Origin of the sequence: Pantoea sp. EKM21T, assembly GCF_011800405.1 — a bacterium.
Taxonomy (GTDB): Bacteria; Pseudomonadota; Gammaproteobacteria; order Enterobacterales; family Enterobacteriaceae; genus Pantoea; species Pantoea agglomerans.
The window spans coordinates 172,755-193,902 of record NZ_JAALFV010000006.1 but is presented as its reverse complement, the minus strand read 5'-3'; the positions used below and the strand labels follow the sequence as shown (position 1 = coordinate 193,902).

At 55.1% G+C, this 21,148-nt stretch carries 19 protein-coding genes; 16 read left to right on the top strand and 3 right to left on the bottom strand.

The window, feature by feature from the left end:
• The first annotated feature begins 2 nt into the window (after nucleotides 1-2).
• Together thrB and thrC are read left to right on the top strand one after the other, a co-directional pair.
• Entirely contained in the window at nucleotides 3-932 is a 930-nt protein-coding gene (gene thrB / locus HFD87_RS14010) for a homoserine kinase (RefSeq protein WP_010671694.1), read from the top strand.
• 3 nt (nucleotides 933-935) lie between these two features.
• A complete protein-coding gene (thrC, locus tag HFD87_RS14005) occupies nucleotides 936-2,219 on the top strand; it encodes a threonine synthase (protein WP_010671693.1) in 1,284 nt (427 codons plus the stop codon).
• Between the two features lie 61 nt (nucleotides 2,220-2,280).
• Here the strand turns inward: thrC and yaaA are convergent, their stop codons facing one another.
• A complete protein-coding gene (gene yaaA / locus HFD87_RS14000; RefSeq protein ID WP_167423569.1) occupies nucleotides 2,281-3,054 on the bottom strand; it encodes a peroxide stress protein YaaA in 774 nt (257 codons plus the stop codon).
• Between the two features lie 209 nt (nucleotides 3,055-3,263).
• Between yaaA and tal the strand changes: the two genes are divergently transcribed.
• The 3 genes from tal to HFD87_RS13985 all read left to right on the top strand — a co-directional run bounded on the left by tal (nucleotide 3,264) and on the right by HFD87_RS13985 (nucleotide 6,345).
• The gene (tal, locus tag HFD87_RS13995; protein ID WP_010253690.1) at nucleotides 3,264-4,217 is read left to right on the top strand and encodes a transaldolase; all 954 of its coding nucleotides are present in this window, start codon (nucleotides 3,264-3,266) and stop codon (nucleotides 4,215-4,217) included.
• A gap of 126 nt (nucleotides 4,218-4,343) precedes the next feature.
• A complete protein-coding gene (gene mog, locus HFD87_RS13990; protein WP_010253692.1) occupies nucleotides 4,344-4,931 on the top strand; it encodes a molybdopterin adenylyltransferase in 588 nt (195 codons plus the stop codon).
• 106 nt (nucleotides 4,932-5,037) lie between these two features.
• On the top strand, nucleotides 5,038-6,345 hold the full coding sequence (locus tag HFD87_RS13985; protein WP_045140784.1) for an MFS transporter: 1,308 nt from the start codon (nucleotides 5,038-5,040) through the stop codon (nucleotides 6,343-6,345).
• Nucleotides 6,346-6,397: 52 nt separating this feature from the next.
• Here HFD87_RS13985 and satP read toward each other — a convergent pair whose 3' ends face one another.
• Complete coding sequence (satP, locus tag HFD87_RS13980; RefSeq protein WP_050680515.1) at nucleotides 6,398-6,967, bottom strand: acetate uptake transporter; 570 nt, start codon at nucleotides 6,965-6,967, stop codon at nucleotides 6,398-6,400.
• A 302-nt stretch (nucleotides 6,968-7,269) separates the two neighbouring features.
• Here satP and dnaK point away from each other — a divergent pair, with 302 nt between their 5' ends.
• The 4 genes from dnaK to nhaR all read left to right on the top strand — a co-directional run bounded on the left by dnaK (nucleotide 7,270) and on the right by nhaR (nucleotide 13,352).
• Nucleotides 7,270-9,180, top strand: a complete 1,911-nt coding sequence (gene dnaK, locus HFD87_RS13975; protein ID WP_010253698.1) for a molecular chaperone DnaK — start codon at nucleotides 7,270-7,272, stop codon at nucleotides 9,178-9,180.
• Nucleotides 9,181-9,284: 104 nt separating this feature from the next.
• A complete protein-coding gene (dnaJ, locus tag HFD87_RS13970; RefSeq protein ID WP_010253699.1) occupies nucleotides 9,285-10,430 on the top strand; it encodes a molecular chaperone DnaJ in 1,146 nt (381 codons plus the stop codon).
• Nucleotides 10,431-11,234: 804 nt separating this feature from the next.
• On the top strand, nucleotides 11,235-12,413 hold the full coding sequence (gene nhaA, locus HFD87_RS13965) for a Na+/H+ antiporter NhaA (protein WP_010253702.1): 1,179 nt from the start codon (nucleotides 11,235-11,237) through the stop codon (nucleotides 12,411-12,413).
• Between the two features lie 30 nt (nucleotides 12,414-12,443).
• On the top strand, nucleotides 12,444-13,352 hold the full coding sequence (gene nhaR / locus HFD87_RS13960) for a transcriptional activator NhaR (protein WP_033770947.1): 909 nt from the start codon (nucleotides 12,444-12,446) through the stop codon (nucleotides 13,350-13,352).
• Between the two features lie 38 nt (nucleotides 13,353-13,390).
• Here the strand turns inward: nhaR and rpsT are convergent, their stop codons facing one another.
• Nucleotides 13,391-13,654, bottom strand: coding sequence for a 30S ribosomal protein S20 (rpsT, locus tag HFD87_RS13955; RefSeq protein WP_008925553.1), 264 nt, complete (start codon nucleotides 13,652-13,654; stop codon nucleotides 13,391-13,393).
• Between the two features lie 306 nt (nucleotides 13,655-13,960).
• Between rpsT and ribF the strand changes: the two genes are divergently transcribed.
• The 7 genes from ribF to HFD87_RS13920 all read left to right on the top strand — a co-directional run bounded on the left by ribF (nucleotide 13,961) and on the right by HFD87_RS13920 (nucleotide 21,029).
• The gene (ribF, locus tag HFD87_RS13950) at nucleotides 13,961-14,890 is read left to right on the top strand and encodes a bifunctional riboflavin kinase/FAD synthetase (RefSeq protein ID WP_010253714.1); all 930 of its coding nucleotides are present in this window, start codon (nucleotides 13,961-13,963) and stop codon (nucleotides 14,888-14,890) included.
• A 29-nt stretch (nucleotides 14,891-14,919) separates the two neighbouring features.
• Nucleotides 14,920-17,736 (top strand): isoleucine--tRNA ligase, encoded by a 2,817-nt coding sequence (gene ileS / locus HFD87_RS13945; RefSeq protein WP_010671810.1) that lies wholly within the window; start codon nucleotides 14,920-14,922, stop codon nucleotides 17,734-17,736.
• Nucleotides 17,736-18,242: a signal peptidase II gene (gene lspA / locus HFD87_RS13940; RefSeq protein WP_167423568.1), complete on the top strand. Its 507-nt coding sequence runs from the start codon at nucleotides 17,736-17,738 to the stop codon at nucleotides 18,240-18,242. The genes ileS and lspA overlap by 1 nt, the downstream gene beginning before the upstream one ends.
• A 3-nt stretch (nucleotides 18,243-18,245) precedes the next feature.
• Nucleotides 18,246-18,716, top strand: a complete 471-nt coding sequence (gene fkpB / locus HFD87_RS13935) for an FKBP-type peptidyl-prolyl cis-trans isomerase (RefSeq protein WP_010253720.1) — start codon at nucleotides 18,246-18,248, stop codon at nucleotides 18,714-18,716.
• Nucleotides 18,697-19,650: a 4-hydroxy-3-methylbut-2-enyl diphosphate reductase gene (ispH, locus tag HFD87_RS13930; protein ID WP_010253724.1), complete on the top strand. Its 954-nt coding sequence runs from the start codon at nucleotides 18,697-18,699 to the stop codon at nucleotides 19,648-19,650. The genes fkpB and ispH overlap by 20 nt, the downstream gene beginning before the upstream one ends.
• Before the next feature lie 223 nt (nucleotides 19,651-19,873).
• Nucleotides 19,874-20,689, top strand: coding sequence for a 4-hydroxy-tetrahydrodipicolinate reductase (gene dapB, locus HFD87_RS13925; protein ID WP_010253726.1), 816 nt, complete (start codon nucleotides 19,874-19,876; stop codon nucleotides 20,687-20,689).
• A gap of 61 nt (nucleotides 20,690-20,750) precedes the next feature.
• Nucleotides 20,751-21,029: a hypothetical protein gene (locus HFD87_RS13920; RefSeq protein ID WP_167423567.1), complete on the top strand. Its 279-nt coding sequence runs from the start codon at nucleotides 20,751-20,753 to the stop codon at nucleotides 21,027-21,029.
• Nucleotides 21,030-21,148 lie beyond the last annotated feature (119 nt).

Here is a 21,148-nt window from a genome sequence, read left to right as displayed (position 1 = left end):
TCATGGTAAAAATTTACGCACCGGCCTCGATTGGTAACGTCAGCGTCGGCTTCGATGTGCTGGGCGCGGCGGTTTCGCCGGTAGATGGCTCCCTGCTGGGTGACTGCGTCTCCGTAGAAGCGGCAGAGCAGTTTTCACTGACCAACGCCGGACGTTTTGTCAGTAAGCTGCCCGCCGATCCGAAAGAGAATATTGTTTACCAGTGCTGGCAGCGTTTCTGCCAGGAAATCGGCAAAGCGATCCCGGTGGCGATGACGCTGGAGAAGAACATGCCCATCGGCTCCGGGCTGGGTTCCAGCGCTTGCTCGGTGGTGGCCGGTTTAATGGCGATGAACGAGTTTTGCGGCAAGCCACTCAGCGACAGTACGTTACTGACCCTGATGGGCGAGCTGGAAGGGCGGATCTCCGGCAGCGTGCACTATGATAATGTCGCCCCCTGCTTCCTCGGCGGCATTCAGCTGATGCTGCAGGAAAATGACATCATTAGCCAGGCGGTGCCGGGCTTTGATGACTGGCTGTGGGTGATGGCCTATCCGGGCATTAAAGTCTCAACCGCAGAAGCGCGCGCCATTTTACCGGCGCAGTACCGCAAAGAGGACTGCATCAGGCATGGCCGCTTGCTGGCTGGCTTCATTCACGCCTGCCATACGCGTCAGCCGCAGCTGGCAGCTAAACTTATGCAGGATGTGATTGCCGAACCTTACCGGACCCGGCTGCTGCCAGGCTTCACCGAGGCGCGGCAGGCCGCGAAAGATATTGGCGCACTGGCGTGCGGTATCTCAGGCTCTGGTCCGACACTTTTCGCCGTTTGCAATCAGATGGAAACGGCACAGCGGATGGCTGACTGGCTGAGCCAGCACTATCTGCAGAATGATGAAGGCTTCGTCCATATCTGCCGTCTCGACACGGCTGGCGCACGACAATTGGGATAACGCATGAAACTCTACAATCTTAAGGATCACAACGAGCAGGTCAGCTTCGCCCAGGCGGTGAAACAGGGTCTGGGTTCGCAGCAGGGTCTGTTCTTTCCGCTGGAACTGCCGGAGTTTGAACTGACCGACATCGACGCGATGCTGGAGATGGATTTTGTCAGCCGCAGCAGCAAAATTCTCTCGGCTTTCATTGGTGACGAGATTCCGGCCCAGCAGCTGCATGAGCGTGTTAAAGCCGCTTTTGCTTTTCCGGCCCCGGTGAAAGCCGTCAGCGAAGATATCGCCTGTCTGGAGCTGTTCCACGGCCCGACGCTGGCGTTTAAAGATTTCGGCGGCCGTTTTATGGCGCAGATGCTGTCGTATGTCTCAGGCTCAGATGAGCAGATCACCATTCTCACCGCCACCTCCGGTGATACCGGCGCGGCCGTGGCGCACGCCTTTTACGGCATGAAGAACGTGCGCGTGGTGATCCTCTATCCGCAGGGCAAAATCAGTCCGCTGCAGGAGAAACTCTTCTGTACCCTGGGCGGCAACATCGAAACCATCTCTATCGACGGCGATTTTGATGCCTGCCAGTCGCTGGTGAAACAGGCGTTTGATGATGAAGAGCTGAAGCGCGCGATTGGCCTGAACTCGGCTAACTCCATCAACATCAGCCGCCTGCTGGCGCAGATCTGCTACTACTTTGAAGCGGTTGCACAGCTGCCTCAGGAAAAACGTAATCAGCTGGTGGTGTCAGTGCCGAGCGGCAACTTTGGTGATTTGACCGCCGGTCTGCTGGCGAAATCGCTGGGCCTGCCGATCAAACGCTTTATCGCCGCCACCAACGCCAACGACACGGTGCCGCGCTTCCTGGGCAACGGCGAGTGGCAGCCAAACCAGACGGTCTCTACGCTGTCGAATGCCATGGATGTCAGCCAGCCTAATAACTGGCCGCGTGTGGAAGAGCTGTTCCGCCGTAAAACCTGGCGCTTAACCGATCTGGCCTGTGGTGCGGTCTCGGATGAGACCACGCGCGCCGCCATGCGTGAACTGGCTGAGATGGGCTACATTTCCGAGCCGCATGCCGCCATCGCCTGGCGTCTGTTGCGCGATCAGCTGCAGGAAGGGGAGTATGGTGTGTTCCTGGGAACCGCGCATCCGGCGAAATTCCGCGAAAGTGTGGAAGCGATCCTTGAACAGACCCTGACGCTGCCGCCGGAGTTAGCGGAGCGCGCCGACCTGCCGCTGCTGTCGCATCAGATGAAGGGTGATTTCGCCTCGCTGCGGGCGTTTCTGCTGAAGTAAACCTGTGAAAGGCTTCCCGGTTGCGGGAAGCCTGTTTGTGGAAAGCAGAGGGCGCGGGGTGTTACTGCTCTGCGCGCTTAAAGACCAGCTCGCTCTCGCTGCTGCTGGCTGCATTAAAACGATAGCCATCCAGATCAAACGCCTTAAGCTGTTCCGGCTTCGTCAGGCGCTGCTGAATCACATAGCGACTCATTAATCCACGCGCCTTTTTGGCATAGAAGCTAATCACTTTGTAACTGCCATTCTTCTCGTCGAGGAACACCGGCTTAATCATCTGTGCCCGCAGCGTCTTCGGCTTAACCGCCCGGAAATATTCGTCCGAGGCGAGGTTGATCAGCACCTCATCGCCCTGTTCCGCCAGCGCGGCATTCAGCGTTTCAGTGATGAGATCGCCCCAGAAGGTGTAGAGATCTTTGCCCGCCGGATTCGCCAGGCGAATGCCCATCTCCAGACGGTAAGGCTGCATTAAATCGAGTGGACGCAGTACGCCATACAGGCCTGATAACATACGCAGGTGCTGCTGAGCAAAATCGAAATCCTGATCGCTGAAGGTCTCTGCCTGTAAACCGGTGTAGACATCACCTTTGAACGCCAGGATAGCCTGACGGGCATTCTTAGGGGAAAAATCGGGCTGCCAGCTGTTAAAGCGCTCGGCATTGAGGTGCGCCAGTTTATCGCTGATGCCCATTAACGAGGCGATGCTGGCGGGTGACAGCTCGCGCGCAATTTCAATCAGCTGTTGTGACTTTTCTAACAGCGCAGGCTGGGTGAAACGCGTTGTCGCCAGCGGGCTTTCATAATCCAGCGTCTTGGCGGGAGAGATCACCATCAACATAGTTGCTTCCTCGGTTAATGCCTGGTTTAACAGGGCATTGGCTGCTTATCAGGCTTCGCAGTGTACCAAAAAAGCCGCAAAGAATGACGAATCACACCTATTTGTTCGCGCTATCGTAAACGGCATTCCCTGACCTTGCGCCACCGTTGCCGCGTGATATTATCGCAACAGCCTTTTTTCACATTGACAGTTAACTAAGAGAAAAGAACATGACGGACAAACTTACCTCCCTGCGTCAGCTCACCACCGTCGTCGCCGACACCGGTGATATTGCAGCCATGAAGCTGTATCAGCCACAAGACGCCACCACCAACCCTTCTCTGATTCTCAACGCCGCGCAAATTCCTGAATACCGTAAACTGATCGATGAAGCGATCGGCTGGGCGCGTGATCAGAGCAGCAACAAAGAAGAGCAGCTGCAGCTGGTTTCTGACAAGCTGGCCGTGAACATTGGTCTGGAAATCCTCAAACTGATCCCAGGCCGCATCTCGACGGAAGTGGATGCGCGTCTCTCTTACGACACTGAAGGCAGCATCGCCAAAGCCCGCAGCCTGATCAAACTCTACAATGATGCCGGTATCAGCAACGACCGCATCCTGATCAAACTGGCCTCTACCTGGCAGGGCATCCGTGCTGCAGAGCAGCTGGAAAAAGAGGGTATCAACTGTAACCTGACGCTGCTGTTCTCCTTTGCTCAGGCGCGTGCCTGTGCTGAAGCGGGCGTGTTCCTGATCTCTCCGTTTGTTGGCCGTATCCTCGACTGGTACAAAGCCAACACTGACAAGAAAGAGTATGCCGCGCACGAAGATCCAGGCGTGGTTTCAGTTTCTGAAATCTACAACTACTACAAGCAGCACGGCTATGAAACCGTGGTGATGGGCGCCAGCTTCCGTAACGTCGGCGAAATCATCGAGCTGGCTGGCTGTGACCGCCTGACCATTTCTCCTGCGCTACTGAAAGAGCTGGCGGAGAGCGAAGGCACCCTGGAGCGTAAACTGAGCTACAGCGGCGAAGTGAAAGCGCGTCCGGCCCGCATGACCGAGTCTGAGTTCCTGTGGCAGCACAACCAGGATCCTATGGCGGTTGCGAAGCTGGCAGAAGGTATCCGCAATTTTGCCGTTGATCAGGGCAAACTTGAGAAGATGCTGGCAGAACTGCTGTAATCTGTTGACCGTGGCGGCGCAGGCTGCCACGGTTTTCCCTTTTCCGACCCTTTCACTTTATATTATCCTCTCGGCTATTCCCCTTTTACTCCAACCGCACCGCGGTAAATCACAGCGAAGCTAATCATGAATACATTACGCATTGGCCTGATCTCGGTCTCCGATCGCGCCGCGAACGGCATTTATCAGGATCAGGGTATTCCCGCGCTGGAGAGCTGGCTCGGCAGCGCAATCAGCAGCCCGTTTGAGATTGAGTCCCGACTGGTGCCCGACGAGCAGCCGATGATTGAGCAGGCGATTTGCGAACTGGTCGATGAACGTTTTTGCCATCTGGTGTTAACCACCGGCGGCACCGGCCCGGCCCGACGCGATGTCACGCCCGATGCCACCTTAGCCGTTGCCGATCGTGAAATGCCTGGTTTTGGTGAGCAGATGCGCCAGATTAGCCTGCAGTTCGTGCCGACCGCGATTCTGTCGCGTCAGGTCGGGGTGATCCGCAAACAGTCGCTGATCCTCAATCTGCCTGGTCAGCCGAAGTCGATCAAAGAGACGCTGGAAGGGCTGAAGGATGAGCAGGGCAACGTAAAAGTTCACGGCATCTTTGCATCTGTACCTTATTGTTTACAGTTGCTGGAAGGGCCTTACGTCGAAACGCATTCCAGCGTAGTAGCAGCATTTCGGCCTAAAAGCGCTATACGTGAGATAAATAACTAAATATTCCCCATTTCAGGCATAAGCTATAGCCTTGCTGGTGTGGCAAAAGATTGACGGTATAGTAATAAGATCTTTACAACCTTATCTCTTTTGCCTCTGGAATATTATGAATCCGACTCACACTCAGCGTCTGACCGGTAAGGATTACAAGACCCTGGCGCTGGCCGCGCTGGGCGGCGCGCTGGAATTCTACGACTTCATTATCTTCGTCTTCTTCGCCACCGTGATTGGCGAACTCTTTTTCCCCTCGGATATCCCAGAATGGCTGCGTCAGCTGCAGACGTTTGCCATTTTTGCCGCAGGCTATCTGGCTCGTCCGCTGGGCGGCATCGTGATGGCGCATTTTGGCGATAAGCTCGGGCGCAAAAAGATGTTCAGCCTGAGCATTCTGCTGATGGCGCTGCCGACCCTGATGATGGGCGCTTTACCCACCTGGCAGACGATTGGCATTGCTGCGCCACTGCTGATGCTGCTGATGCGGATGTTACAGGGCGCGGCGATTGGCGGTGAAGTGCCGGGCGCCTGGGTGTTTGTCGCGGAACACGTGCCCTATAAACGTATCGGCATCGCCTGCGGCACGCTGACGGCCGGGCTGACTATCGGCATTTTACTGGGGTCACTGGTAGCCACGCTGATCAATACCTCAATGTCGCAGCAGGCGATCCATGATGGCGGCTGGCGCATCCCGTTCTTCCTCGGCGGCGTGTTCGGGCTGGTCGCGATGTACCTGCGTCGCTGGCTGCATGAGACGCCGGTGTTTATTGAGATGCAGCAGCGTAAAGCGCTGGCGGAAACCCTGCCGCTGAAGACCGTGCTGGCAGAGCATAAAAAGTCGATTGTCATCTCTATGCTGCTGACCTGGCTGCTCTCCGCCTGCATCGTGGTGGTGATCCTGATGTCGCCGGTGTGGCTGCAAAAACAGCAGGGCATCGCGCCTGCGCTGACCCTGCAGGCCAACAGCATCGCCACCGTGATGCTCTGCATTGGCTGCATTATTGCCGGACTCGCGGCCGATCGCTTTGGTGCCAGTCGTACGCTGTGTGTCGGCAGCCTGCTGCTGGCGATCTGTAGCTGGCAGTTTTATCACCTGACCGCCCTCTATCCACAGCAGCTCTTCCTGCTTTATGGCGTGGCGGGTCTCAGCGTCGGTATCGTCGGCGTGGTGCCCTTTGTGATGGTGCGCGCCTTTCCGGCAGAAGTGCGTTTTACCGGACTCTCATTTTCCTACAACCTCTCCTATGCGATCTTCGGCGGGCTGACACCGATCTTTGTGTCGCTGCTGATGAACGTCTCAGTGATGGCACCCTGCTGGTATGTGATGGCGCTGGCGCTGGTAGGATTGCTGACGGGGATCTGGCTGCGGCGTGATGTCAGCCACGAGCCTGGCCTGCAGCAGGGGATTAACTCTTTGTAATGCGGGGACGCGGAGCCTGGCTCCGCGTCTTTTTTTATGTGTAAAAGCAGGCTTAAAGCGATTTCGCGCCAATCGGCAGAATGGTGCGGCCAAAGGTTTCGTTCAGCACTTCACCCATCGCCAGATAGCAGGCGCTGGCACCACAGAGTATCCCGACCCAGCCCGCGGAGACCACCAGCGCCGGCAGGTGCATAAGATGAGCCACGGCCAGCAGCAGAAACAGCAGCGTGAGCGAGCCGAAAACAAACTGCAGCATCCGCGCACCTTTCAGCGTACCGACGAACATAAACAGCGTGAAAATGCCCCACAGTGCCAGCCAGGCCCCCAGGAAACGTTCGTCTGGCACTTTTGCCAGTCCCATTTCAGGTAACAGCAGAATCGCCACAAAGCTTAACCAGAACATGCCGTAAGAGGTAAAGGCGGTCAGCCCGAAAGTGTTGTTCTTTTTAAACTCCAGCAGACCGGCCAGCACCTGCGCAATCCCGCCATAAAAAATGCCCATGGCTAAAATCGCCACGTCCATGGCAAACAGACCCGTGTTGTGCAGGTTCAGCAAAATGGTCGTCATGCCAAATCCCATTAATCCCAGCGGGGCAGGGTTAGCCAGCGTTGAATTTGCCATAGTTCCTCGGCAGTAAAATGATCGTTGATGTAATAAACGGATTCCGTCCTGCTCCCTGAGGGGAACAAGGCGACGCATCATATTCAGCGTTGTGGCAGCGTTCTTTGATCCCGACAGGGCCAAAGGTAAAAATTTTTTTTTGGTTTAGCCCTTGATGCGCATCGAAGCGGCCCCATTTACTTGTCATCGAGCGTTGTGAACGTTGGAAAAAAAGCATGTGCTGGCAGTTGAATGCAAACAACCCGCCCACATAAAAGGTTCACAACCCAAATTGGCAACGAATTTAAGTGGGAGATGTTTAGATGGGTAAGATTATTGGTATTGACCTGGGTACAACCAACTCTTGTGTTGCGATCATGGATGGCACTAAAGCACGCGTGCTGGAAAATGCCGAGGGCGATCGCACCACGCCTTCAATTATTGCGTATACACAGGATGGCGAAATTCTGGTCGGTCAACCGGCTAAACGTCAGGCAGTGACCAACCCGCAGAATACCCTGTTCGCAATTAAGCGTCTGATCGGTCGTCGCTTCCAGGACGAAGAAGTACAGCGTGATATTAAAATCATGCCGTACAAAATCACCGGCGCTGACAACGGCGACGCATGGCTGGAAGTGAAAGGTCAGAGAATGGCACCGCCGCAGATCTCTGCTGAAGTGCTGAAGAAAATGAAAAAGACCGCCGAAGATTACCTCGGTGAGCCAGTGACTGAAGCGGTTATTACCGTACCTGCTTACTTCAACGATGCGCAGCGTCAGGCAACCAAAGACGCCGGCCGTATCGCAGGTCTGGAAGTCAAACGTATCATTAACGAACCGACTGCTGCTGCACTGGCATACGGTCTGGATAAAGGCCAGGGTAACCGCACCATCGCGGTTTATGACCTGGGTGGCGGTACCTTCGATATCTCAATCATTGAGATCGACGAAGTTGACGGCGAAAAAACCTTTGAAGTTCTGGCGACCAACGGTGATACCCACCTGGGTGGTGAAGACTTCGATAGCCGCCTGATTAACTATCTGGTTGCTGAATTCAAGAAAGACCAGGGCATCGATCTGCACAACGATCCACTGGCGATGCAGCGTCTGAAAGAAGCGGCAGAGAAAGCGAAAATCGAACTTTCTTCTGCACAGCAGACCGACGTTAACCTGCCATATATCACGGCAGATGCGACCGGTCCTAAACACCTGAACATCAAAGTGACCCGCTCTAAACTGGAGTCACTGGTTGAAGATCTGGTTGCTCGCTCAATCGCGCCACTGAAAGTTGCGCTGCAGGATGCGGGTCTGTCTGTTTCAGACATCAACGACGTTATCCTGGTGGGTGGTCAGACTCGTATGCCACTGGTTCAGGCCAAAGTGACTGAGTTCTTCGGTAAAGAGCCACGTAAAGACGTGAACCCGGACGAAGCGGTCGCGGTTGGTGCTGCGGTTCAGGGTGGTGTACTGGGTGGCGACGTGAAAGACGTGCTGCTGCTGGACGTTACCCCGCTGTCACTGGGTATCGAAACCATGGGTGGCGTGATGACTTCGCTGATCAGCAAGAACACCACCATCCCAACCAAGCACAGCCAGGTCTTCTCGACTGCTGAAGATAACCAGTCAGCCGTGACCATTCACGTGCTGCAGGGTGAGCGTAAGCGCGCCAATGACAACAAGTCACTGGGCCAGTTCAACCTCGACGGTATCCAGAACGCGCCACGCGGTCTGCCGCAGATCGAAGTGACCTTCGACATCGATGCGGATGGTATCCTGCACGTGTCGGCGAAAGATAAGAACAGCGGTAAAGAGCAGAAAATCACCATCAAAGCCTCTTCAGGTCTGAGCGATGAAGAGATCCAGAAAATGGTGCGTGATGCGGAAGCGAACGCTGAATCTGACCGCAAGTTCGAAGAGCTGGTACAGACGCGTAACCAGGGCGATCAGATTGCCCACAGCACGCGTAAGCAGCTGGAAGAAGCGGGCGACAAACTGTCAGCTGATGACAAAGCGCCAATCGAAGCCGCTCTGGCCGCGCTGGAAACTGCGCTGAGAGGCGAAGACAAAGCTGAAATCGACGCCAAAATGCAGGCGCTGATGGAAGTGTCCGGCAAACTGATGGAAGCGGCACAGCAGTCTCAGGCGGGTGCAGCGGATGCCGGTGACGCGTCAGCGAAGAAAGATGACGACGTTGTCGATGCTGAATTCGAAGAAGTGAAAGACAACAAGAAATAATTGCCCCTGACCGGGCGCGACGGTTGGCCTGACAGCCGTTGAAACCAGCACGGGCGTAGGAGATCTCTCCACGCCCGTGCGATCATGTTAAGGGCTAAATAAACATGGCGAAGAGTGATTACTACGAGATTTTAGGCGTCGCCAAATCCGCGGACGAGCGTGAAATCAAAAAGGCTTACAAACGCCTGGCAATGAAATTTCACCCGGACCGTAATCCCGGTGACAAAGAAGCCGAAGCCAAATTCAAAGAGGTCAAGGAAGCGTACGAAATCCTGACCGATGCGCAGAAGCGTGCGGCCTACGATCAATATGGTCATGCAGCCTTTGAACAGGGCGGTATGGGTGGCGGTGGATACGGCGGCGGCGGCTTTGGTGGCGGCGGCGCAGACTTCAGCGATATCTTTGGCGACGTGTTCGGTGACATCTTTGGTGGTGGACGCCGTCAGCGCGCCTCCCGTGGCGCCGATTTACGCTACAACATGGAGCTGTCGCTGGAAGAAGCGGTACGCGGCGTGACCAAAGAGATCCGCATTCCAACGCTGGAAGAGTGTGACGTCTGCCACGGCAGCGGCGCGAAAGCGGGAACGCAGCCACAAACCTGTTCAACCTGTCACGGTGCAGGCCAGGTGCAGATGCGCCAGGGCTTCTTCACCGTTCAGCAGGCCTGTCCGACCTGTCATGGTCGCGGCTCGGTGATTAAAGATCCGTGCAACGCCTGTCATGGTCATGGCCGCGTTGAGAAGTCGAAAACGCTGTCAGTGAAAATCCCGGCAGGGGTCGACACCGGCGATCGCATTCGTCTGAGCGGCGAAGGCGAAGCGGGCGAGCAGGGCGCACCTGCAGGCGATCTCTACGTTCAGGTCTCGGTGAAGAAACACCCGATCTTCGAGCGTGAAGAGAACAATCTTTACTGTGAAGTGCCGATCAACTTTGCGATGGCAGCGCTGGGCGGTGAGATTGAAGTACCGACCCTGGATGGTCGCGTGAAGCTGAAAGTGCCGTCAGAAACTCAGACCGGCAAGCTGTTCCGCATGCGCGGACGTGGCGTAAAATCTGTGCGTGGCGGCGCGGTCGGCGATCTGCTGTGTCGTGTCGTGGTGGAAACACCGGTCAGCCTGAATGAGAAACAGAAAGCGCTGTTGCGTGAACTGGAAGAGAGTTTTGGCGGCCCGAGCGGCGAGCATAACAGCCCACGCTCCAAGAGCTTTTTCGACGGCGTGAAAAAATTCTTTGATGATCTGACTCGTTAAGTCTGCCTGATAAAAAGTGGAGCCCCGGCTCTGATGCTGAGCAGCTAAGATTAGATTTGTAAAGGCTGTCACGGTCAAACGTGGCAGCTTTTTTTTGGGCGAGCGAGCCGCAGTGCGGGCCAGCGCACCTCTGCTGCTGCCGGGCCGTCCTCGCGCCGCTCACGCGGTACCTTCGGCTTTGACGTCGTGCCGACGAACCGTTCGGGGATCGGCCCTCCCTGGCCGGTCCCGAACTGTCCACGCTTCCCGGCGTGGACTTCTGGCCCACCGTCACGCCTCAGCGCTGTGGATAGCCCTTTCAGCAGCAGAGGCGCTCAGGCCTCCATTCTCGTGCCCTTTTTAACAATACACACTGAAATTTCAGAGCAGGCTGATGCCGGGCAGGGGCAGGCAATCCGCAGCGCTGAACAGAATGAGTCTGCCAGGAGAGCCCGCAGGACGCGGGCGAAAGGCGGGGCGGCACAGGATGTGCCATCCCCGGCGGTCCGTCAGGCAGAGGAATGAAGTGAAGGAACCGCGAAGCGGCGCGAGGACCGCCAGCCCCTGCCCGGCACCAGACTGCGTTATCACCTGTCGCTTAACTGACCAGCATTAGAGCCCCGGCTCCGCTTTTTTTTACTTTAAATCCCCTGCCTGTGATGGCTGCATTATCTCTCCCTCACCGCAGCACTCATAAAAATGTCGACGTTTACTGCTATTACTGCTCGGCGAAACCGAGCATATAGCGCGGTATAAGCTGCTTTTAACGAACTATATGAATCGTTACACTGTTTAACATTCTGTCTCTGCTCAGGAAGATGAACGTTGAACAAGCCGCGCAAATTAAAAAATCTGCTAAAAAGTTTTATTGAAAGTGATGCCAGCAATGGCGTGATGTTGATTGTGGCGGCGGTCGCGGCGATGATCCTCGCCAATACGGCCGCTACCGCCCAGGGTTACCAGGCGTTGCTGAATGAACCGGTACAAATCCGCTTCGGGGCGCTGGATATCAGCAAAAATTTGCTGTTGTGGATCAACGATGCGCTGATGGCACTTTTCTTTCTGGTTATTGGCCTGGAAGTTAAGCGTGAGTTGATGGTCGGCGAACTTGCCAGCCGTGACAAGGCGATATTCCCGGTCATCGCGGCAATAGGCGGCATGGCGTTACCCGCTCTGATCTTCCTGCTTTTCAACCATGGTGATGAGATTGCACGTAACGGCTGGGCCATTCCCACCGCAACCGATATCGCTTTTGCGCTGGGTGTGCTGGCCCTTCTGGGCAGCCGTGTTCCCGTTGCGCTGAAAGTCTTTTTGATGGCACTGGCGATTATTGATGACCTGGGTGCCATTGTGATTATCGCTCTGTTCTATACCAGTGATCTCTCAGTACTCTCCCTGTGCGTGGCTGCTGGCGCAATTGTCGTGCTGGCACTCCTGAACCGCTTTAACGTCCGTAGAATCTCAGTCTACATACTGGTGGGTATCGTACTCTGGACCGCCGTGCTGAAGTCGGGCGTCCACGCAACCCTGGCTGGCGTCATTGTGGGCTTTTTCGTGCCTCTGGAGAAGAAAGAGGGGCACTCTCCAGCGGAACATCTGGCGCATGGTCTGATGCCGTGGGTGAACTGGATGATTCTGCCGCTGTTTGCCTTTGCTAATGCTGGTATCTCACTTGCTGGCATTACGCTGAGTGATGTCCTCTCGCCTGAACCGTCAGGTATCATCTTCGGCCTGTTAATCGGTAAGCCATTAGGCATTACGCTCTTCTGCTGGCTGGCGGTAAAACTGCGGCTGGCAGTATTACCCAACGGCACAACCATACGCGATATTATGGCGATTGGTGTGCTGTGCGGAATTGGCTTCACTATGTCAATTTTTATCAGTTCGCTGGCCTTTGATGCCGCGCATGAACAGCTGGTGACCTTTTCTAAACTGGGCATTCTGACCGGCTCTCTGCTTTCAGCCGTCATCGGCTATACGCTGCTGCGAATTAAACTGCGCTAATGGAGAGGAGGCGAAAGCCTCCTTTTTTCTATGAATCAGCTCAATTTCAATCATCTCTACTACTTCTGGCACGCCTGCCGTGCGGGATCAATTACGGCGGCAGCAGAGGCACTCTCCCTGACGCCGCAGACCATTACCGGGCAGATTAAGGCACTGGAGGAGCGCCTGCAGGGCAAGCTTTTCCGGCGTCAGGGACGGGGCCTGGTACCGACTGAACTGGGGCAGCTGGTTTTTCGCTATGCTGACCGCATGTTTATGCTGAGTCAGGAGATGCTGGATATTGTGAATTACCGCAAAGAGTCTCATCTGCTACTGGATGTTGGCGTGGCAGATGCGCTCTCAAAGCAGCTGGTCAGCAAGGTGCTGGAGACGGCGGTGGTCGCAGAGGAGAAAATTCATCTGCGCTGTTTTGAATCGACCCACGAAATGCTGCTGGAGCAGCTCAGTCAGCACAAGCTGGATATGATTATCTCTGACTGCTCCATCGACCCCACCCAACAGGAAGGGCTATTTTCGGTGAAGCTGGGGGAATGCCCGATCAGCTTCTGGTCAACCCAGCCGCTCAGCGATCTCTCTTTTCCGGCCTGCCTGGAGACGCGTCCCCTGCTGATTCCGGGGCGCCGCTCCATGCTGGGGCGCAAAATCCTCAACTGGATCAGCACCCAGGGAGTGCAGGTGGAGATTCTCGGTGAGTTTGATGATGCGGCACTGATGACGGCGTTTGGTGCGCGACAGAATGCGATTTTTGTCGCGCCTTTGCTGGAGATGGGTCAACGTGAGGGGATATATGAAGTCGGGCGGCTCGACGCGGTATCAGAGGAGTATCACATACTCTTCGCGGAGCGGATGATTCAGCATCCGGCGGTGCAGCGACTCTGTCACGCAGACTTCAGCGAACTCTTTCCCCGCCAGGGGACAGACGAAAAAAAACCGGCGTAAGCGCCGGCTTTTTTAACAAAGCGATTAACAACAGGCGATTAAGCCAGTTTGTTGATCTGTGCAGTCAGGTTAGACTTATAACGTGCAGCTTTGTTCTTGTGGATCAGACCTTTAGCAGCCTGACGGTCCACGAGTGGTTGCATTTCATTGAATGCGTTCTGCGCAGCAGCTTTGTCGCCTGAAGCGATCGCCGCGTATACTTTCTTAACGAAGGTACGCATCATAGAGCGGCGGCTAGCGTTATGCTTACGGCGTTTCTCAGATGTTACGGCGCGTTTCTTAGCTGATTTGATATTAGCCAAGGTACAACTCCCAAATGTGTTCTATAGAGACAAATCAAAGGCCGAGGACTATGCCCTTCTAACCTGATTTTGTCAATGGATTTGTGCAAATAAGCGTCGCCCTGAGAGCGGCACTCGGTTACGTATTTGATGGCGCAGGATTCTACCAGCTTCCCCTCGCTGAATACAGTATTTCGCGACAAAATTCTTAACATGCGCTTCTGCAACAGGAAATGCAGCGCCTAAAGCATGAAAGGCGTGCTGACGGGTTAACCTGAGTCGCTTTCAAGGGTATAATCCGCCGATTTCCACCGGTTTGGGCCAGCCATGAAGTTTATCCGCGGTATTCATAATCTTAACGAGCAGCATCGCGGCTGCGTTCTGACCATTGGTAATTTCGATGGCGTGCACCGTGGGCATCAGGCGCTGATGTCGCGGCTGTGTGAAGAGGGACGTAAGCGCAATCTGCCGGTGGTGGTCATGGTTTTTGAGCCACAGCCGCTGGAGCTGTTTGCCGGTGACAAAGCGCCGGCTCGTCTGACGCGTCTGCGTGAAAAACTGCGATACATGGCGGAAGCCGGCGTCGATAAAGTGTTGTGCGTGCGGTTCGACCGTCGCTTTGCGGCCTTGTCCGCCCAGCGTTTTATCAGTGACCTGTTAGTCGAAAAGCTGGACGTAAAGTACCTTGCGGTAGGCGATGATTTCCGCTTCGGCGCTGGTCGCCAAGGTGATTTCCTGTTATTACAGAAAGCCGGTGCGGAGTACGGCTTTGAGGTCGTCAGCACCGAAACCTTCTGTGATGGTGGTAAGCGAATCAGCAGTACTGCCGTGCGTCAGGCGCTGGCCGTGGATGATTTAGCGCTGGCGCAGTCGCTGCTTGGTCACCCTTTCACTATTTCCGGCCGCGTTGTGCACGGTGATGCACTGGGACGCACGCTGGGTTTCCCCACGGCGAACCTCCCTTTACGCCGCAGCGTCTCGCCGGTGAAAGGGGTTTATGCGGTGGAGGTACGGGGTCTGACGCCCGAGCCACTGCCAGGTGTCGCCAATATCGGCACCCGTCCGACCGTAAAAGGTTTACGCCAGCAGCTTGAAGTTCACCTGCTCGACATCAATATGGATCTCTATGGTCGTCACATTGATGTGGTGCTGAAACAGAAAATACGAAACGAGCAGCGCTTTGCCTCACTGGAGGCGTTGAAAGAACAAATTGCGAACGATGTGGTAACGGCCCGGCAGTTCTTTGGGCTGCTTTAACCTGAGCGAAAAACGGAATCGAGAATCTGATGAGTGACTATAAATCTACCCTGAATTTGCCGGAAACGGGATTCCCGATGCGTGGCGATCTGGCCAAACGCGAACCGGGAATGTTGCAACGCTGGTATGCCGACAACCTGTACGGCATCATCCGCGAAGCCAAAAAAGGGAAAAAAACCTTTATCCTGCATGATGGCCCTCCGTATGCGAACGGCAGCATTCATATTGGTCACTCCGTTAACAAGATTCTGAAAGACATTATCGTTAAGTCGAAAGGCATGGCGGGTTATGACTCGCCGTATGTGCCGGGCTGGGACTGTCACGGTCTGCCAATCGAACACAAAGTTGAGCAGATGATCGGCAAGCCAGGCGAGAAAGTCACCGCTGCTGAATTCCGCGAAGCGTGCCGCAAATATGCCGCGGAACAGGTTGAAGGCCAGAAGGCGGACTTTATCCGTCTGGGTGTGCTGGGCGACTGGGATCGCCCTTACCTGACCATGGATTTCGGTACCGAAGCCAACATCATTCGTGCGCTGAGTAAAATCATCGGCAACGGCCACCTGCACAAAGGCGCTAAGCCCGTGCACTGGTGCCTGGATTGCCGTTCTGCCTTAGCAGAAGCGGAAGTGGAGTATTACGACAAAACGTCACCGTCGATTGATGTGATGTTCAACGCCATTGATGCCGACGCGGTGCGTCAGGCGTTTGGTGTGGCACAGGTTAATGGTCCGATTTCACTGGTGATCTGGACGACGACACCGTGGACGCTGCCGGCTAACCGCGCCATCTCGTTAAACGCGGAATTTGAGTATCAGCTGCTGCAGATCGACGGTCGCGCGCTGATCCTGGCAAAAGATCTGGTCGAGAGCGTGATGAAGCGCGCGGGCGTCAGCGAATGGCAGGTACTGGGCGAATGCAAAGGCGCGGCGCTGGAGCTGCAGAAATTCCAGCATCCGTTCCTGGCGCTTGAGTCGCTGGTGGTACTGGGCGATCACGTCACCCTGGAAGCGGGTACCGGTGCAGTCCACACGGCACCTGGCCACGGCCCGGATGACTATGTTATCGGGCAGAAATATGGCATCGAAACCGCCAATCCGGTCGGACCGGATGGCCGCTATCTGCCAGGCACCTATCCGACGCTGGATGGAGTCAACGTCTTTAAAGCCAACGACATGATCGTTGAGCTGCTGAAAGAGAAGGGCGCGCTGCTGCACGTTGAGAAACTGCTGCACAGCTACCCGCACTGCTGGCGCCATAAAACGCCGATTATTTTCCGCGCCACGCCGCAATGGTTCATCAGCATGGATCAGAAAGGATTGCGTGCGCAGTCGCTGAAGGAGATCAAAGGCGTACAGTGGATCCCGGACTGGGGCCAGGCGCGTATCGAATCGATGGTGGCTAACCGCCCTGACTGGTGTATCTCTCGTCAGCGTACCTGGGGCGTACCGATGGCCCTGTTCGTTCATAAAGAGAGCGAAGAGCTGCACCCGGACACGCTGGCGCTGATGGAAAAAGTGGCGCAGCGCGTTGAGCAGGAGGGGATTCAGGCCTGGTGGGATCTCGATCCGCGCGAACTGATGGGCGACGATGCCGATCATTACGTAAAAGTGCCGGATACGCTGGATGTCTGGTTTGACTCCGGTTCAACCAGCTATTCCGTGGTTGATGCGCGTCCGGAATTTGGCGGACATGCGCCTGACCTCTATCTGGAAGGGTCCGATCAGCATCGCGGCTGGTTTATGTCCTCGCTGATGATCTCCACGGCGATGAAGGGCAAAGCGCCTTATCGTCAGGTACTGACGCACGGTTTCACCGTAGATGGTCAGGGCCGCAAGATGTCGAAATCGATCGGTAACACGGTTGCGCCGCAGGATGTGATGAACAAACTGGGCGCCGATATTCTGCGCCTGTGGGTGGCATCAACCGACTACTCGGGCGAAATGGCGGTCTCCGATGAGATCCTTAAACGTTCTGCCGATGCCTATCGCCGCATCCGTAACACCGCGCGTTTCCTGCTGGCTAACCTCAGCGGCTTTAACCCGGCTACCGATCTGGTGAAACCGGAAGAGATGGTGGTGGTGGATCGCTGGGCCGTCGGTCGCGCTCAGGCGGCACAGGCCGATATCGTTGCCTCTTACGAGAACTACGATTTCCACGAAGTGATCCAGCGTCTGATGCAGTTCTGCTCAATTGAGATGGGCAGCTTCTATCTCGACATCATCAAGGATCGTCAGTACACCGCGAAAGGCGATGGCCTGGCGCGTCGCAGCTGCCAGACCGCACTGTGGCATATCGTCGAAGCGCTGGTACGCTGGATGGCACCGATCATGTCCTTTACGGCGGATGAGATCTGGGGCTACCTGCCAGGCGAACGTGCGCAGTATGTCTTTACCGAAGAGTGGTATCAGGGGCTGTTTGGCCTGGCTGAAGATGAAGCGCTGAATGACGCCTACTGGGCTGAGCTGCTGAAAGTGCGTGGCGAAGTGAACAAGGTGATCGAGCAGGCGCGTGCGGATAAACGTATCGGTGGCGCACTGGAAGCAACGGTAACGCTCTATGCCGATCCGGAGCTGGCGGCTAAACTGCAGGCGCTGGGTAATGAGCTGCGCTTTGTGCTGCTGACCTCTGGCGCACAGGTGGCTGATTACGCCCTGGCGAACGACGAAGCGCAGCAGAGTGAGCTGCTGAAAGGTCTGAAAATCGCGCTGCACAAGGCGGAAGGCGAGAAATGTCAGCGCTGCTGGCATTACACTACCGACGTCGGACAGAATCCTGAGCATGCTGAGGTCTGTGGTCGTTGTTACACTAACGTAGCCGGTGACGGCGAACAGCGTGAATTTGCCTGATGCGTAAACCTATTTTATCAACCGGATTGCGCTGGCTGTGGCTGGTGCTGGTGGTGATTGTTGTCGACTTCGCCAGCAAGCAGTGGGTGATGAACAACATGATGCTGCATGAAACCCAGCCACTGATGCCCTACCTGAACCTGTTCTACGCGCACAACTACGGCGCGGCGTTCAGTTTCCTGGCGGACAAAGGCGGCTGGCAGCGCTGGTTCTTTGCCGGTATTGCGCTGGCTATCGTGATCTCACTGGTCGTGATGATGTATCGTAATCATGCCAGTCAGAAGATCGCTAACATCGCGTATGCCCTGATCATCGGCGGCGCGATAGGCAATCTGTTTGATCGCTCATACCATGGCTTTGTGGTCGATTTTATCGATTTCTATGTCGGTAACTGGCACTTCGCTACATTTAATATCGCTGACTGCGGCATCTGTATCGGTGCTGCATTGGTGGTGCTGGAGGGCTTTTTCAGCCCGAACGGCAAAAAGGCTAAACAGAAAGGGTAAGTGATGACTGAGTCCGTACAGCGCGAAAGCGCGGTGTTGGTGCATTTTACGCTGAAGCTGGAAGATGGCTCGACGGCGGAATCGACCCGTGCAAACGGCAAGCCCGCGCTGTTCCGTCTCGGTGATGGCAGCCTCTCTGCGGCACTTGAGCAGGCACTGCTGGGGCTGAAAGCGGGTGAAACTAAACAGTTTACCCTGGAACCGGACGACGCCTTTGGCGGCGTCAGCCCTGACCTGATCCAGTATTTCTCGCGTCGGGACTTTATCGATGCGGGTGAGCCGGAAGTGGGAGCCATCATGCTGTTCAGCGGCATGGGCGGCAGTGAAATGCCTGGCGTGATCCGTGAAATCTCCGGTGACTCTATCACTGTGGATTTCAACCATCCGCTGGCAGGTCGTCGTATTCAGTTTGATGTAGAGGTGCTGGAAATCGATCCCGCACTGGAGGCCAACGATGCAAATCCTGTTAGCTAATCCGCGCGGCTTCTGCGCTGGCGTTGATCGTGCCATCAGTATTGTTGAGCGCGCGCTGGAGATGTATGGCGCGCCAATCTATGTCCGTCACGAAGTGGTGCATAACCGTTACGTGGTAAACAGCCTGCGTGAGCGCGGTGCCATCTTCATTGAAGAGATCAGTGAAGTGCCGGATAACGCGATTCTGATCTTCTCTGCGCACGGTGTTTCTCAGGCAGTGCGTGCCGAAGCCAAAGCGCGCAATCTGACTATGCTGTTTGACGCTACCTGTCCGCTGGTGACCAAGGTGCATATGGAAGTGGCTCGCGCCAGCCGTAAAGGCGTTGAGGCAATACTGATTGGTCATGCGGGTCATCCGGAAGTTGAAGGCACCATGGGGCAGTACAACAACCCTAATGGCGGCATGTATCTGGTGGAGTCACCGGAAGATGTCTTCAGACTGACAGTGAAAGACGAAAACAATCTGAGCTTCATGACGCAGACCACGCTCTCTGTGGACGACACCTCTGACATCATTGATGCTCTGCGCCAGCGCTTCCCGGCGATTATCGGGCCGCGTAAAGATGATATCTGCTACGCCACCACCAACCGTCAGGAAGCGGTTCGTACTCTGGCTAAAGATGCGGAAGTGGTGCTGGTGGTGGGGTCGAAGAACTCCTCTAACTCTAACCGTCTGGCTGAGCTGGCTCAGCGTGCCGGTAAGCTGGCGAAGCTGATCGACTCTGCGGATGATATTCAGGAAGAGTGGGTAAAAGGCGTGGCCTGCATTGGCGTTACCGCAGGCGCGTCAGCGCCCGATATTCTGGTGCAGCAGGTGATCCAGCGGCTGCGTGAACTGGGCGGCGAAGCGGCAATTGAGCTGATTGGCCGTGAAGAGAATATTGTCTTCGAAGTGCCAAAAGAGTTACGTGTCGAAGTGCGTAACGTGCAGTAACTCTGCGATATTACTGATAAAAAGGCCGACTCTGTTCGGCCTTTTTTGTTTTTTGAATCTGACAAAAAAAGTCGTTATTTGCTGCGGTGATTGCTTTTACTGATAATCACGGGCGGCTGGCATAAAATTCTTATTATCACGGATTAATAGTGGCGTGACTGTTAACTCATCGTTAACCTGATGACGCTTTGGATGCATAGTTTTGTTTTAGGAATGAATAAATATGAACACAATCCGCATTGCTATTGTGGGCGCGCCAGGCCGTATGGGCCGTAATCTGATTCAGGCGACGCAGCAGGCAGAAGGCGCAGAACTGGGTGCGGCACTGGCTCGCCCGGGCTCATCGCTGACCGGCAGCGACGCTGGTGAATTAGCGGGCATCGGAAAAAATGGCATCATCATCGCTGACGATTTACGCGCGGTGATTAACGATTTTGATGTGCTGGTCGACTTCACCCGCCCGGAAGGCACGCTGGAGTATATGGCGATCTGCCGTGAGCAGGGCAAAGCGATGGTGATCGGCACCACCGGTTTTGATGAAGCAGGCAAAGCGGCCATTCGGGCCGCGGCGGAAGATATCCCTATTGTATTCGCCGCTAACTTCAGCGTGGGGGTCAACCTGGTGCTGAAGCTGCTGGAGAAGGCTGCCAAAGTGATGGGGGAGTATGCGGACATTGAGATCGTTGAAGCGCACCACCGCCATAAAGTGGATGCGCCCTCCGGAACCGCGCTGGCGATGGGTGAGGCGATTGCCGATGCGATGCAGTGGAAACTGGATGAGCATGCGGTCTATACGCGTGAGGGCCACACCGGCGAACGCCAGCCGCAGAGCATCGGTTTTGCGACAGTACGCGCGGGCGACATCGTCGGTGAGCATACTGCGATGTTTGCAGATATTGGCGAGCGCGTAGAGATAACCCACAAGGCTTCAAGCCGTATGACCTTTGCAAATGGCGCGGTTAAGTCCGCTTTATGGTTGAAAGATAAGAAATCTGGCCTGTTTGACATGCGGGATGTGCTGGATTTGTCGATGTTGTAAGTGTTGTGAACCATCGTGATGTGGTTGTTTCAATCGATAATCGCTTGATTGAAAAGGGGCAATGTTTTCATTGCCCTTAATTTTATCTGAAATGTGCCTTCCCGATATAAATTTATCTCTGACTTCTGTTTTTGCCTGTTTTCTTCATTTATTTGCTCTGCCGGATGCTATTTTTGACCATTTGGTCAAAAATAAAGGCCGCGCTGCATCTGTTTTGCTTTTACGCTGCCTGGCAAACGATTATTCCACCGAGTTTTCCTCTATTTTTGCTGCTTATGCCCGTTATTTTCCTCAGAAGGCAGATAAGGGTGAAAAAATCCCGCCGCAGGGTAGACAATAGCCAGGGCGATCATTAGAATGCGCGCAATTTGCCAAAAATCGACAATTCAGGCGGTTTTTGCATTGATTCAGGCGGCTATTTTGAATTAATATGCAGATATTGTGACTGTTTATTCCCTG